This is a genomic window from Luteolibacter sp. (assembly GCF_039920825.1).
GTDB lineage: Bacteria > Verrucomicrobiota > Verrucomicrobiia > Verrucomicrobiales > Akkermansiaceae > Luteolibacter.
The window spans coordinates 83,182-96,250 of record NZ_JBDSCX010000089.1 but is presented as its reverse complement, the minus strand read 5'-3'; the positions used below and the strand labels follow the sequence as shown (position 1 = coordinate 96,250).

General features: G+C 60.4%; 13 protein-coding genes. 7 read left to right on the top strand and 6 right to left on the bottom strand.

Features of this window, described 5'->3' with window-relative positions; all coding sequences use genetic code 11:
* Positions 1-250: 250 nt before the first annotated feature.
* From ABIQ96_RS25945 to ABIQ96_RS25935, 3 genes are read left to right on the top strand one after another with little or no spacing between them, the layout of a single operon-like run.
* Positions 251-874: a paraquat-inducible protein A gene (locus ABIQ96_RS25945; RefSeq protein WP_348217573.1), complete on the top strand. Its 624-nt coding sequence runs from the start codon at positions 251-253 to the stop codon at positions 872-874.
* The gene (locus ABIQ96_RS25940) at positions 871-1,365 is read left to right on the top strand and encodes a paraquat-inducible protein A (protein WP_348217572.1); all 495 of its coding nucleotides are present in this window, start codon (positions 871-873) and stop codon (positions 1,363-1,365) included. Before ABIQ96_RS25945 ends, ABIQ96_RS25940 begins: the two co-directional genes overlap by 4 nt.
* Entirely contained in the window at positions 1,362-3,683 is a 2,322-nt protein-coding gene (locus ABIQ96_RS25935) for an MlaD family protein (protein WP_348217571.1), read from the top strand. Before ABIQ96_RS25940 ends, ABIQ96_RS25935 begins: the two co-directional genes overlap by 4 nt.
* A gap of 73 nt (positions 3,684-3,756) precedes the next feature.
* Here ABIQ96_RS25935 and ABIQ96_RS25930 read toward each other — a convergent pair whose 3' ends face one another.
* Positions 3,757-4,140: a hypothetical protein gene (locus tag ABIQ96_RS25930; protein WP_348217570.1), complete on the bottom strand. Its 384-nt coding sequence runs from the start codon at positions 4,138-4,140 to the stop codon at positions 3,757-3,759.
* Between the two features lie 376 nt (positions 4,141-4,516).
* Here ABIQ96_RS25930 and ABIQ96_RS25925 point away from each other — a divergent pair, with 376 nt between their 5' ends.
* Positions 4,517-6,247, top strand: coding sequence for a 4-alpha-glucanotransferase (locus tag ABIQ96_RS25925; RefSeq protein ID WP_348217569.1), 1,731 nt, complete (start codon positions 4,517-4,519; stop codon positions 6,245-6,247).
* A 399-nt stretch (positions 6,248-6,646) separates the two neighbouring features.
* Here the strand turns inward: ABIQ96_RS25925 and ABIQ96_RS25920 are convergent, their stop codons facing one another.
* The 5 genes from ABIQ96_RS25920 to ABIQ96_RS25900 are packed head-to-tail and all read right to left on the bottom strand — an operon-like array spanning position 6,647 to position 10,089.
* Positions 6,647-7,588 carry a molybdenum cofactor biosynthesis protein MoaE gene (locus tag ABIQ96_RS25920; RefSeq protein ID WP_348217568.1) on the bottom strand — a complete coding sequence of 314 codons (942 nt, stop codon included), beginning with the start codon at positions 7,586-7,588 and terminating at the stop codon, positions 6,647-6,649.
* 14 nt (positions 7,589-7,602) lie between these two features.
* Complete coding sequence (locus ABIQ96_RS25915; protein WP_348217567.1) at positions 7,603-7,842, bottom strand: MoaD/ThiS family protein; 240 nt, start codon at positions 7,840-7,842, stop codon at positions 7,603-7,605.
* The gene (locus ABIQ96_RS25910; RefSeq protein WP_348217566.1) at positions 7,839-8,432 is read right to left on the bottom strand and encodes a molybdenum cofactor guanylyltransferase; all 594 of its coding nucleotides are present in this window, start codon (positions 8,430-8,432) and stop codon (positions 7,839-7,841) included. Before ABIQ96_RS25910 ends, ABIQ96_RS25915 begins: the two co-directional genes overlap by 4 nt.
* The gene (moaC, locus tag ABIQ96_RS25905; RefSeq protein WP_348217565.1) at positions 8,429-8,905 is read right to left on the bottom strand and encodes a cyclic pyranopterin monophosphate synthase MoaC; all 477 of its coding nucleotides are present in this window, start codon (positions 8,903-8,905) and stop codon (positions 8,429-8,431) included. The genes ABIQ96_RS25910 and moaC overlap by 4 nt, the downstream gene beginning before the upstream one ends.
* On the bottom strand, positions 8,902-10,089 hold the full coding sequence (locus tag ABIQ96_RS25900; RefSeq protein WP_348217564.1) for a molybdopterin molybdotransferase MoeA: 1,188 nt from the start codon (positions 10,087-10,089) through the stop codon (positions 8,902-8,904). The genes moaC and ABIQ96_RS25900 overlap by 4 nt, the downstream gene beginning before the upstream one ends.
* A 108-nt stretch (positions 10,090-10,197) precedes the next feature.
* Here ABIQ96_RS25900 and ribH point away from each other — a divergent pair, with 108 nt between their 5' ends.
* Genes ribH through ABIQ96_RS25885 form a run of 3 tightly spaced genes read left to right on the top strand, consistent with a single transcriptional unit; the run spans position 10,198 to position 12,983 of the window.
* Positions 10,198-10,713 (top strand): 6,7-dimethyl-8-ribityllumazine synthase, encoded by a 516-nt coding sequence (gene ribH, locus ABIQ96_RS25895; protein ID WP_348217563.1) that lies wholly within the window; start codon positions 10,198-10,200, stop codon positions 10,711-10,713.
* Positions 10,706-11,620, top strand: coding sequence for a transcription antitermination factor NusB (gene nusB / locus ABIQ96_RS25890; RefSeq protein ID WP_348217562.1), 915 nt, complete (start codon positions 10,706-10,708; stop codon positions 11,618-11,620). The genes ribH and nusB overlap by 8 nt, the downstream gene beginning before the upstream one ends.
* A gap of 52 nt (positions 11,621-11,672) precedes the next feature.
* The gene (locus tag ABIQ96_RS25885; RefSeq protein ID WP_348217561.1) at positions 11,673-12,983 is read left to right on the top strand and encodes an AI-2E family transporter; all 1,311 of its coding nucleotides are present in this window, start codon (positions 11,673-11,675) and stop codon (positions 12,981-12,983) included.
* Positions 12,984-13,069 lie beyond the last annotated feature (86 nt).

Below are 13,069 nucleotides of genomic sequence, written 5' to 3'. Positions count from 1 at the left end.
GATCCCCGCACCGGATTTGTAAATAAGGAGCCGGGACCTTATTGTCCCGTCTTCGGGCGGATGGAGAAAAGGAAGAAGGGGGACAATAAGGTCCCCCTCCTTACCCTTGGATGCTCCGCGTTGAATGACTTTTCTGTTTTTGCGACAGGCTCCGTGGAGAAAACAACCTTGGCATGGCGGGACAAAAAGATAGACTCGCGGTAACGGTCGTGGGGTGGGGAAAAACACCTCCCCCACCATCGCCCCCCTGATGAGCACCGGTGCCAACCACCATTCCTGCCACCAATGCGGTTCCCGCGTGCCGGTGGTGGAGCTGAAGCCCGGCGAGGCCCTGCGTTGCGGGCTTTGCCGGTTCGTCCTGAAGCGCAAACGCCGCTCGGAATCGTTTCAACCGGCCTGCGCGTTCGCCATCGCGGGGCTGTTGTTTCTGGCGCTGGCGAATATCTATCCGATCATGAACTTCAGCGTGGCGGGTAACACCCAGGCCAATGAGATCATCACCGGCGTGCGCGTCCTGCTCGCGCAAGGGTATTGGCCGATCGCGCTGCTGGTTTGTTTCTGTGCGATGCTGGCCCCCACTGTCTATTTCGCCGGGGTCGCCTATGTTTCGCTGGCCTGCATGACCGGCGGCCGGCTGCCCGCCGCGGGATTCCTGCTAGGGCTGGTGCGCGGGGTGCAGCCATGGAGCCTGGTGCCCGTTTTCGCGGCAGCGTGTCTGGTCGCAGTGGTGAAACTCGACCTGATCGGCACGGTGGCGTGGCAACCGGGAATCGGCTGGATCGCGCTGCTGGCGGGTTGTGCGCTGGCGCTCGGATCGCTGTTCGATCCGGATGCGGCGGCCGATGTCCTGAGAGGAAAAGGAGGAAATCCGTGACCGATCGCACCCGGCTGGATCTCACGAAAGCCCTCATCGCCGCGGGGCTGATTTTCTACATCCCGGCGAACATCCTGCCGGTGATGACGATCACCATCACCGGGGATGTGGAGCATCTAACGATCCTCGGCGGCGTGCAGGAACTCGCCGATTCCGGGCTGGCACCGATCGCGGCGCTGGTCTTCGGCGCCAGCATCGTGATCCCGTTTCTCAAGCTGGCCTGCATGTGCTGGCTGATCATGATGCACGGCTCCGACCGCCACCGCATGCCGCGGACCAAGGCGTTCCACATCCTCCATCAGATAGGAACGTGGTCGATGATCGATATTTTCCTGCTCTCCGTCCTCGCGGCTGTCGGGCAACTGGGCATTCTCGCGAGCGTGCAGCCACAGCCGGGGATGATTTTTTTCACGGCGGTGCTGCTGTGTACGCTTTTCGCCGCCGACATTTACGAACCCCGCATGATCTGGAGACCCGATCCCAACCGATGAAACAAGAAGAACCGTCAGACAGCCCCGACGTGGTGGAAGGTGAAATCGTCTCCGCGCGGCGCGGCGGTATTTCGTGGGCATGGCTTTTTCCGATACTCGCGCTGGCGGCCACGTCGTGGTTATTCTGGAGCAACTGGAAAGCCAAGGGCCCGGAGATCTCGATCCACTTCACGACCGCTCCCGGCATCGAGCCGGGGAAAACGGTGCTCATTTATCGGGGCGTGCAGGCGGGCACGGTTTCGGACGTCCGGATGGATCATGATCTGGGCACGGTGGTCGTGTCCGTTAGCCTGAAAGCATTCGCCCGGGAACTCGCGACCGAGGGGACGGATTACTGGATCGAGCAGCCGGTGATCTCGCTGCATGAAATCGCCGGTCTCGAATCCATCATCCAGGGGAACTCGATCCACGCCCGCACGCATGGCGACCATCCAGCCGCGAGCGTCTTCAAGGCGCTCGAAGAGGCGCCGCTGGCTCAGCTCGACAGCGCGGATCTTTCTATCAGGCTGCATTCCACGTCGATCCCTTTCCTGGATCGCGGCACGCCGGTATTTCACCGGGGCGTCAACGTCGGCGAGGTCCGCGACAAGTTGTTCAATGCCGATGACCAGCCTGAAGTAGAGGTGATCATCTTCGAAAAGTATGCCGACAAGGTCCGGGCAAACTCGCGGTTCTGGGCTGTTTCCGCGACCGCGGTGTCGGCAAGTCCGGGCGTCGTCAGGCTGGACATCCCCTCGCTGCAAGGACTGGTGGGCGGCAGCATCGCGTTCGATCAATTCGGACCGGCGGGTGATGCAGTCAAGAGTGGCACGGAGTTCGAACTCTCTTCTAACGAGACCGCGGCCCGTGCCGAGGGGCCACGCCTGAACATTTCATTCGCCGAAGGTGCCGGACTGCGGGCCGGTGAAACGCGGATCACCTTCCTCGGGCAACCGGTCGGGCTGGTCGAACAGATCACCGCGGATCCGGCGAACAAACGCGTCGGCGTGGTGGCGCGGCTGGATGCCGCCTTCGCCGCGCTGGCTTCGGAGGATTCCGTCTTCACGATCACCCGCCCTAACATCAACATGAAGGGAATCAGCGGACTCGATACGCTGGTCACCGGTCCCTGCATCGCCTTCGAACCCGGAAAGAGCAAGGTGTCCGGCAGCAGCTTCGTCGGGAACGAAACTCCGCAGATCGACTTGAATTTTGGTCGCGGAAAAAAAGAAGGAACGCGCGTCGTTTTACGAGCGAAGTCGATTCCCCAGCTCAAGGCCGGCGCTCCGGTCTATCATCACGGCATGATCGCGGGCGAGGTGATCGAACAACGCATCGGCTCGGAAGGACTTCAGGAACTGGTCATCACGGTGGACTCCGAGTTTCAGGAATTCCTGCGGGTGAACACACGATTCTGGCGGGTGCCCGCCGCGGTGCTTGCCGTCGGCCCCGGCATGGTCGGGGTGGAAATCCAGGGGCTGTCCGCGTTTCTCCAAGGAGGACTGATGTTTGACACCTTCGGCCCGCCCGGCCCCGCCGCACCGGAGAGCGCCGGTTTCGAGCTTCATGCCAGCGAGCAGTTGGCATCCGCTATTTCCGATCCGATCCGCATCGAGCTCGACGACGGACAGGGTTTGGTCGCGGGAAAAACCGAAGTGCGTTATCTCGGAGTTCCTGTCGGCATCGTCGAGAGTGTTAGAACTACCGAAGCGAAGGTGGAAGCGACCGCGCGATTCCAGCCGGGCTATGATTTTTTGAGACGCAAGGGTTCCGAATTCGCCGTGGTGCGGCCGGAAATCGATTTGAAGGGAGCCCATGGACTGGATGCCTTGGCCGGGGTTTACATCACCTGCGCTCCGGGCGGTGGCTCGGAATATGCGGAATTCTTCAGCTCGGTGCCGCAGGCCGCGCCCGCGTTGCTGAATGAACCCGGGTTTGAAATCATTCTTGAAACCGGCTCGACGAAAATCGACGCCGGTGCGCCTATCAGCTACAACGACACGCCCGTCGGCGAAGTCATCGCCAAGACACTTTCCCACGATGGCAAACGGATCCTGCTGACCGCGAGGATCCGTGACGAGCACAGCAATCTGGTTAGAGCCAACTCGGTTTTCTGGGACGCGACGAGCGTGGATGCCAAGATTGGATTTTTGAAAGTCGAGATCGACACGCCATCGGTGCTGGCTCCGAACGGACGGATTTCATTCCACACTCCCGACAACCGTGGAGGCGCGGTGAAAGAGAACTCGGTGTTCGCCCTTCAATCCGTCCCGCCGGCGATCAAGCCGGAAACCGAGATGGTGGATCCGCCCAAGGCGCCACGCACTTGGAAACGATAACCGGTGGTGACGAAAAAGCCGGTTTCCCGTGAGGAGAACCGGCTTGGTGGACACGAGGACTGGCAGGCTTGCTCTATTTCGGAGCAACGGCTTCCTTGACTGATTCTTTGGCGTCTTCGGCCGCCTTCGTTGCGTCATCAACGGCCTTGTCGGTGGCGGCTTTCACGCTCTCCGCAGTATCGGCCATCTTGGCTTTGGCCTCAGAGGCGGCGGCATCCATCTTTTCCTTACCGGCGGCGACGGCTTCCTTGGTTTTCTCGCCGACCTTGTCCATGGCGGCCTTCGCGTCGTCCATGGCCTTGTCGGTTTTTTGATTGGCGGCGTCGGCCATTTCCTTGACGCCTTCGGAAACCTTATCGGCCCCGGCGCTCATTTTTTCGGAGGCGGTTTCCTTGGTGTCACAGGCGGCGAAAAATAGCGGAAGCGCTAGCGCCGGGATCAGGAGTCTGATTTTCATGGTGTTGGTTGGTTGATTTCGAGGCGTTTGGGATTCACGCCATCCGGAGTCTATGCTAGGGATTCCCCATCTGTCAAAGAAAGGAATGCGCCGCGCAGGGCTGGAGTATCAAACCGATAGGAAAGAATTTAGCCGCAAAATGGCGCGAAAAGGGCGCAAAGACAACACGGAAATGACTTCGGCTCCCGATTGCCGGGGGCGAGTCGGGTTTCGACTCGCTGAAACAATTTCATCGCCATTTTTGCGTTTTCTTGAGCCTTTTTGCGGCTGAAATTTTCCTCGATTCATTTGGTGGTCTGGCATCGACGCATCGGGCGTTAGATTCCCGGTGATTTCAAGGGTTTACGCATCGCATCCGCCTGCCAAGATCCCGCGCGTGCAGTCACATGGAAAACGCCTCGCAGGAATTCTGATCCCGGCATTCACCCCACGTCGCGAGGGCGATCTCGGGATCGGCGATACGCTGGCGCTGCGGGAATGGATCGACTGGGCGGCGGAGCATCACGTCGGATTCATTCAACTGCTGCCGATCAACGAGAACGGCACGGAGGAAAGTCCCTACAGCGGCATTTCATCGGCGGCGCTGGATCCGATTTATCTGGCCTGCGAGGTGGCGGAAATCCCCGGACTGCAGGAGGCGGATCTTGCGAACGCGCGTCACCAGTTGAAGGCCGCGCTGGGATCGCCGCTGGTGAACTACCCGGCCGTGCGCGGGGTAAAACGAAACCTGCTGGAGCTGGCGTGGTCGCGCTTCGATCAAGCGCCTGCGGCGCTGGCGAAGGAGTTGAAGCAGTTCAGGAAGAAGGAGGCGGAGTGGCTGGATGACTATTGCCTTTTCCGCTATCTGATGGAGGTCCACGGCGAATCCATTTCCTGGGACAAGTGGCCGCAGGAGTGCCGCAATCCTGAAAAAGCGCGCCAGTTCATCGCGAAGCAACGCCTGACGGATGCGGAGGGCGTGGACTATCGGCTGGGATATTTCGCCTTCGTCCAGTGGCTGTGTTTCCGCCAGTGGCTGGCCTTGCGCGCGCATGCCGAGCTGCGCGGAGTGAAGCTGATGGGCGATGTGCCGATCGGGATCAGTTGGCATTCGTGCGATGTGTTTTTCGATCAGAGTGATTTCCATCTCGATTGGTTCGGTGGCTCGCCGCCGGAAGGCATGAGCCAGGACGATCCGTTTTTCCAACAGTGGGGCCAGAACTGGGGCATCCCGCTTTACCGCTGGGACCACATGCAGGCCAACGGCTTCACCTGGTGGAAAAAACGTATCGCCCGGCTGACGAGGATTTTTCAAATTTTCCGGCTGGACCACATCCTCGGCTTCTATCGGATCTACGCGTTTCCCTGGCATCCGGAACGCAATCACGAGTTTATCGGACTGAATCACGACCAAGCGGCGGCCATCAACGGCGGCCGTCTCCCGTGCTGGTTCCTTCGGCCCGACGATACGGTGGAAAACAAGGCGGCGAACCGCGAGGACGGTGACGTTAGATTGCGTGCCATAGCTGCTGCGGCGGAAGGTGCGGAAGTCATCGCGGAAGACCTCGGATGGGTTCCTGAATATGTCCGTCCGCATTTGTCGGATCTCGGGATTGCGGGATTCCGGATTCCCCACTGGGATTGCAACGACCACGGCCACCCGACTCCCGGCAATGCGTTTCCCGAAAACACCTTCGCCACTTACTCGACCCACGATCACGATCCGGTCAACGGCATCTGGCGCGGCTGCCTGAGGGTGATCCAGCAGCATCACGAACATCCAACGGAGCAAACTTCCTGGTCCGCCGGAGGAGCTCACAACACGTTGCGGATTCTCTCGGAATTCGCGGGGATTCCGATCCCCCATCACTCGCCGTGGCCACCTTACACCGAGGGGATCCGCCTGCGGTTGATCAAATCGCTGTTTGCCTCCAACTCGCGATACGCCACCCTGATGATCACCGAGCTGTTCAGCTTGGACGAGCGTTTCAATCACCCCGGAACGTCCGGTGGTGAAAATTGGCGCTATCGGCTGCCGTGGACGCTGGAGGAAATCCGTGAAGATCCGCAGTTGGCGGCGAATTGTCAGAAGCTGGCGTCGATCATCAGCATTACCGGGCGGGCGTAGCCTATGGAGGGTGGGACTTTGGCCCACGTGACGATGGGGGTGGCGGAAGGGAAGAGCTTCGCGCCTGACTTTCTCAGCGCATCGGCTTCGTGGACGAGGCGTCCACGCTCCTTACGGGACAAAAGAAAAGCGCGCGTTGGATATCCCCCCGGATCTCGCAACGCGCGCTTTTTTCTGGGCCATTTGGCGGGGCCTCGTCCGATTGACTTCCCCCCGGAGATCAAGATCGGAACACTGGGCCCAGCTTTTTGAGGCTGGAGTTTTGAAGGAGGCGGACCTCGCTCAGAACGACTTCAAATTACCTGAAGATCAGGAGATTGAAAGGAATATGAGGGGTCTATTCCGGCCAACTGGTCCCAAAAACGGCCATAGCTGGGTAAAACTGAAATTCAGCCCTCCCTAACCATCGGGATTTCCTGATTTCACCTTCAGAATCCCGTCGGACAGGATTCTAGCGCGAAGCCCGCCGCGGAAATTGGCCTTCATGAACTCCTCGGCACCCGGCCCGACCACTTCATCCATCCAGTAGCACGGTTTGCATTCCTCGCTGGCTTCAAACTCGATCCCTTGAAAGCGGAAGCGCTTTCCCGCCCATGCCCCGAGATCGATGCCGCGGACAATCAGGTTTCTGCGAAAAACCGAGCTGGAGAGATCGGGCATGGAAAACCGGTCGCGCAACGCTTGCACCGTATCCGCATCGAAAAAGGTCACCTGGCCCTTGAAATCCGGTTTGTAGCCGAAATAGCGATCGCCCCGCAGTCCCATTCCCGCGACGCATTCGATTTCCTGAACGCCACGGATTCCGTGATCCAAACGTCCTTTTTCATGGCGACCGCGGAAGTCGTTGCCTTCGGAAATCCAAATCTCCAACAACTCGCCCTGCCACTCGGGCTCCCCTACCCGGCCGGTTTCCGCGGACTTGTTGTCCGGTCCGACCCATTCGGTGTGGCCGTCGGCATAGGTTTCCTTTTTCCAGATCGGCAGCTCGTATTTCAGCCGTTCCATGATGGCCCGCGCAGCGTCGAATGCCGGGCCGCGATGCGCGGACGCCACGCCAACCCAGACCGCTGCTTCGCCAATGGCAAGCGGTCCCGTGCGATGCACCGCCCTCACGGCAATGATTCCGTGGCGCGCGGCCTCCTCCTCGAGGATCCGCTGCCCGGTCGGAACCGCCAGCGCCGGATAGGCCTGATATTCGAGATGGCTGACCGGTTGGCCGGCGTTGTGATTCCTCACCCGTCCATCGAAGGTCACGACCGCACCCGCCGCGGGATCGTCGAGTTCCGCCATCAGAGCCGGAATGTCGATGGGTGCGCTGACCAGTGAGAATTGGTTGGGCATGGTGATTGAAATTTCTAACCACCGGACATCGGCGGCAGCAGGGCAATGGTATCGCCATCTCCTAACGGATGGTCCCACGCGACAAATTCATCGTTCACCGCGACGCGGAAATCGGCGATGGCAAGCCCCAGCCGGTGGCGTGCATCAAGCTCGGCATACAGCGCCCCGGGCGTCGTGGCGGAGCTGGTGATCCGTTCCTCCGCCAGGCCGCGGCGTTCGGCGAGCAGGCCGAAATAACAGACGCTGAAATTCATTGGACGATGGCGGTTTCCCAATCTTCCGGAGTATTGGCGTTTTCGAGCGCGCGCGGGATCGGGAGTTCCAACAGGCGGCAATCGTTGCGGATGAGAATCTTTCGCGGACAGCGGAAATCATCGACTTGCGCCTGTTCCAACACGGGCAGCGCACCGCGGGTGTAGAGTGCGCAAAGAGGTTCCGGCAGTCCGTCGAACTCGCTGCGATAGGAAAGGAATTTCTCATCGTCGCGTCGCGACTCGATGAGGTTGGCAAGCGTCGCGGCATCAAGTCGCGGAAGATCACAAGCAAGGACCAGCCAATCGGCCTCCGGGTGCAGGCGCATGCCGGAAACGATTCCGGCGATCGGCCCGAGGCTTGCCCCTTCCGGGTCGCGGACGATTTCACAGTCCTCCATGCCCGAGGGAATTTCCTGATCGTGGCGCAAGGAAATGGCGACCGATCCGCAACCCGCCTCGAAGAGTAAATCACAACAGCGCCGCAGCAGCGTCCGGCCGTCCGGGTGAACAAGGGCAGCCTTGTCCTGCCCCATCCGCGAGCTGCGGCCACCGGCGAGAACGAGCCCGCAAAGTTTTCCGTTGGAGTTCATGCGTGATAGTCGCCGGACTTGCCGCCGGTTTTTGAAATAAGCCGGAGGTCGTGGATCCGAATGCCCTTGTTCATCGCCTTGCACATGTCATAAATCGTTAGAGCTGCGACGCTCGCGCCGGTCATGGCTTCCATTTCGACACCGGTCTTGCCAGTGGTGGAAACCTCGCAACGGATGGCGACTCCGGTTTCGTTAGGGATAATTTGGAATTCACAATTCTCAACCGGCAGTGGATGGCAGAACGGGATCAGCTCGCTGGTTTTCTTGACGGCCATGGTCCCGGCGATGATGGCGGTTTGGAAGACCGGGCCTTTGGGGCCGTGCAAGTCGTTGCCGTGGAACTTCGCAATGATTTCCGCCCCGAGTTCCATCCGCGCCTCGGCAAGGGCGGTGCGGCGGTTGGCGGATTTTCCGGTGATGTCCACCATCGTCGGTTGCCCTTCGCGGACGTGGGTGAAATCGGGATTGCTCATAGCCAAGGGGTGTAGGGATATGCGGTGGAAAGATCGCCCTGCGGCGGAAGTGTGATGAATCCATCGCTCTTGAGCAAGCCGATGAAATCGCCGCTGTTTCCCGTAACCGCCGGTTCCGCCCTGCCATCGGCGCGGAGGGTGACGGGAAGGTGACGGGTGAAACCAGAAAGATGCTGCGTGCGATCGTTCATCACCACCCTGCGTCCGGCGGGTCGCGGCAATCCCGAAGCCACCGCCAGAGCGGGAAAAACAAATGCGTGCAGTCCGGTCAGCGCGGAAACAGGATTTCCCGGCAGCGCCACGATCACCTGCCCATCCGGGCCGATCCAGCAACCTGCGGGTTTTCCCGGGCGTTGCGCCACGCCGTGGAAAAGCACGCGGCAGCCAAGGTCGGAAAGCAGCGCGGGGACGAAATCGCGACTGCCTTTCGAGACAGCTCCCGTTAGAACAAGCCATTCGTGATCGCCCAACAGTTCTTCCATGACCGGCCGGGCTGCGGCGACGTCGTCATTCAAAACGCGGACAGTCTGCGGTGGGACACCACGGCCTGTTAGTGCGGCGGCGAGTGAATGGGCGTTGGACTGGCGGATCTGATGCGGTGCCGGAATTTCGTCCACGGGAATCAGTTCGTCGCCGGTGGAGATCACCGCAATGCGCGGGATTTTCGAAACTTCCAACCACGCGGCACCACAGGATGCGGCGACTCCGATTTCCCGCGATCCCAACACGCGCCCCGGCTCCAGCAGCACCTGCCCCTTCGCGGCATCGCTACCTGCTAGATGAAGGAAACGGCCGGCGACGGGATTTGCCGAATCTCTGAATTCAACGTGTCCGGTAGATTTCCCCGTCACTTCTTCGACGGGAATGATCATGTCGGCCCCTGTCGGACAGGGCGCGCCGGTCATGACTTCCAAACAAGTTCCAACGTCATCGTCCAACGACGCCGCGGCGCGTCCGGCCGGTGCGGATCCGGAGACGCGGAATTTCCGATGTCCGGCAACCCAGTCAGTGGACCTCAGCGCAAAGCCATCCATCATCACCCGGTCAAATGCGGGAAAAGGCCTATCCGCCACGACATTTTCGCGGAGCACGCGACCGGCCGCATTTTCCAACCGAAAGCGCTCGGTCGCCAGCAGTGGCGAATTTGTCAGCAGAAGCTCCAGCGCCTCGTGGAATGAAACCATGCCGGAATCTTCGTTTCCCACCGGGCCCCGCCAAGCGAAATTCCTGCGGGTGACGAATCCGTCAGGCTGTCGGTTGACTTTTCCGCCACTGCCCGCCATACCCCGCGTATGTCGTCGTCGTTGCCGCCAAAACCCCGGATTATTGGACCGAAAGTCCGGATCTGCATCGTTGCCTCGAAATACAACGAGCAGTTCACCGATGCGATGGTGGACAACGCCATCGAGGAGCTCGGTGAACTGGTGCCGCAAGGTCGGGTCGATTTGATCCGCGTGCCGGGTGCCTTTGAAATTCCGGTGATGGTTGCCTCGGTGCTGGATCGTGATCCGCCGGCCTGCATCATCGCCTTGGGATTGATCATCCGAGGATCGACCGCACACGCCGATTTGGTGGCCCGCTCGGTGACGGATTCGCTGCAGAAACTGGCCATCGAGTCACTTCGTCCGGTGATTCATGAAGTTTTGCTGGTCGAAGACGAAAAGCAGGCCTACGCACGCTGCATCGGAGCACAGCTCAACCGCGGCAAGGAAGCCGCCCGCGCCGCCGCTTCGATGATCGATATTTTCCAGGAACTCGACCGCTCCATGCCACGAACCCCCAGCCATAAAAAGCATCGCAATGCCTAGCCGTCGCCACATCCGCGAGGCGGTCGTCCAGTTTCTCTATTGCGCCGACCTGGAAGGTGGAGCGGATCCCGCCGAGTTGCGCGGACCGTTTTGGGATTTCGTGACCGAGTCGGATCGGCGCAGCCTGCAGCTCGCGACATTCCGCACGGTGCATCACCTCGCGCACGGTCGCGAAGGCCGGTTGGCGGAGTTTGTCGAGCGGCACGCTTTGGCCAGCACCTTGCTGTCCGGCTGGCCGCAGGCGGAGGTCTTGAAACTCGAACTCAAGCGAATCGCCGAAATGGAATCCGGCTGGAGCATGAATTTCGCCAAGCTGGAACGCTTGCCGAAGGACGACGACGACGCATCGGTGGCGGAAAGTTTCAGCGAAGCCTTGGACAAGCTTTTCAAGCTCGACCGCGACCTAGCCATGGCGCGCCTTCGTTTCCTTCAAGGCATGGATGATTTCCCGGCACTGAGAGGCCAACTGGAAGCGGTGGCGGCATCGATCCGCAGGCTCCAACGCATTTCCGACCGCCTTCGGATGGTGGAGGAACCCGAAAAATTTCCCGAACAAGCGGACCTTGCCCGACTGCGCGACTCGAAGGCCGAGATCGGAGCACTGCGCAAAAAGTCCGATGAACTGGTGGACTCGATTCTCGCAAAAAAGGAGCAGATCGACGAGACGCTCGCCGCCGTCGTCGAGAACTTCGCCCCCGAACGGATCGATCCGGTGGACCGCGCGATCCTGCGACTCGGCACTTACGAACTTCTCCACGCCGCGACACCGCCGAAGGTGGCGATGAACGAGGCGATCGAACTGGCCAAGCGGTTCGGCACGACCGATTCGAAACGGTTCGTGAACGGCGTGTTAGACAAGATCGCCAAACAGGCGGCGGAGCCGTCCGAAAGTCAGGACGTTTTGTAATTGGTAAGTCCTGCGGCAGCCTTCATAAGACTGCGCGAGACAGATGCCATTCATGCGTTATCCGACCCCATTTCAACAGAAAACCCTGTGGAACGCCGCCACGGGAGTTTCGATCCTCGTGCTCGGAGCCCTCCTCGTCGGCTTGATCTGGCTGGTGGGATACATCTTCGGATTTCTCCAGCCGGTGCTCGTTCCGCTGGTCGTCGCGGGCATCGTCGCGTATGTGGTGGAGCCGGTGGTCATCTTCCTCGAAAAACGCGGGATGACCCGCATGTGGTCGGTGATCACGCTGTTTCTCGCGATCCTGCTAGGAGTAACCCTGCTTGTCGCGGCAGTCCTGCCCGGCGTCCAGCGAAGTCACGGCGCTTTGCGCAAGTATCTTTCGTCCCCGCCGGCAGCCACCCTTACCACCCGTGCCGATGGCGAGGGTGAAAACAGCGACAACGCCGACCACCTCGCTCCCGCGCTCGTACGCTCGCTCCAGGACCTGCGCGTCCGGCATCGTGGCGGGCCCGTCGGCTGGCTGCTAACGGAAGTTGACGAACAGGGCGCGCCCGTGGTGGCCGTTGCGGATAAACCGGCCGAGCCTGAAACGCTGGAATCCTTCGCCAGATCCCGCGGCGGACGGATGATCGTGGAAAACGTGGATGTGATTTTCAAAACCGGCAAGACGTGGCTAACAGCAGGATCCACCAAGGTATTGGGATTTTTCGGGCTGATCATCGGCATGATCATGGTGCCGGTCTATCTGTTTTTCTTTCTCAAGGACTCCGCATCCATCCGGACCCACTGGCATGACTACGTCCCGCTCAAGGCCTCGCGCTTCAAGACCGAGCTGGTGGGCACGCTGCAGGAGATCAACGGTTACCTCGTCTCATTCTTCCGCGGCCAGGTGCTGGTGGCCGCCATCGACGGAATTCTGGTGGGCATCGCACTAACGATTTTCGGACTTCCCTACGGCTTTCTGATAGGAGTCTTCATGGCCATTCTCGGAGTGATCCCCTACATCGGGAACATCCTGTGCCTGATCCCGGCCTGCATCATCGCCTATCTCCATGCACAAGGGGCGGCTCCTTTCGGACTGAGCCCCTGGGCTTACGTCGGCTGTGTGGTCGGGATCTTCGTCGTCGTGCAGCAGATCAACTCACTGGTCACCGCACCGAAAATCGTGGGCGATTCCGTGGGACTGCATCCGCTCACTGTGATCTTTTCGATGCTGTTCTGGTCGCTGGTGCTGGGCGGTTTCGTCGGAGCGCTGCTCGCCGTCCCATTGACCGCGGCGGTCAAGGTGCTGTTCCGCCGTTTTATCTGGGAACGGCAGTTGCGGGAAAATCCGGAATTGGAACCGGCCCAAGGAGCTTGATTTCCCCGAGGCCCCCCGCCTCGCGCGGCTGGAATTCTCCCCCCGGATTATCCCAGCTTGGCGCGAAACGAGAGGCACGCGAGGCT

What these genes read in the sequence shown, in the direction of transcription:
- ABIQ96_RS25930 (WP_348217570.1), bottom strand. Translation starts at nt 4,140, where the DNA reads ATGAAAATCAGACTCCTGATCCCGGCGCTAGCGCTTCCGCTATTTTTC.
- ABIQ96_RS25945 (WP_348217573.1), top strand. Translation starts at nt 251, where the DNA reads ATGAGCACCGGTGCCAACCACCATTCCTGCCACCAATGCGGTTCCCGC.
- ABIQ96_RS25915 (WP_348217567.1), bottom strand. Translation starts at nt 7,842, where the DNA reads ATGAATTTCAGCGTCTGTTATTTCGGCCTGCTCGCCGAACGCCGCGGC.
- moaC (WP_348217565.1), bottom strand. Translation starts at nt 8,905, where the DNA reads ATGAGCAATCCCGATTTCACCCACGTCCGCGAAGGGCAACCGACGATG.
- nusB (WP_348217562.1), top strand. Translation starts at nt 10,706, where the DNA reads ATGCCTAGCCGTCGCCACATCCGCGAGGCGGTCGTCCAGTTTCTCTAT.
- ABIQ96_RS25900 (WP_348217564.1), bottom strand. Translation starts at nt 10,089, where the DNA reads ATGGTTTCATTCCACGAGGCGCTGGAGCTTCTGCTGACAAATTCGCCA.
- ABIQ96_RS25935 (WP_348217571.1), top strand. Translation starts at nt 1,362, where the DNA reads ATGAAACAAGAAGAACCGTCAGACAGCCCCGACGTGGTGGAAGGTGAA.
- ABIQ96_RS25885 (WP_348217561.1), top strand. Translation starts at nt 11,673, where the DNA reads ATGCGTTATCCGACCCCATTTCAACAGAAAACCCTGTGGAACGCCGCC.
- ABIQ96_RS25910 (WP_348217566.1), bottom strand. Translation starts at nt 8,432, where the DNA reads ATGAACTCCAACGGAAAACTTTGCGGGCTCGTTCTCGCCGGTGGCCGC.
- ABIQ96_RS25920 (WP_348217568.1), bottom strand. Translation starts at nt 7,588, where the DNA reads ATGCCCAACCAATTCTCACTGGTCAGCGCACCCATCGACATTCCGGCT.
- ribH (WP_348217563.1), top strand. Translation starts at nt 10,198, where the DNA reads ATGTCGTCGTCGTTGCCGCCAAAACCCCGGATTATTGGACCGAAAGTC.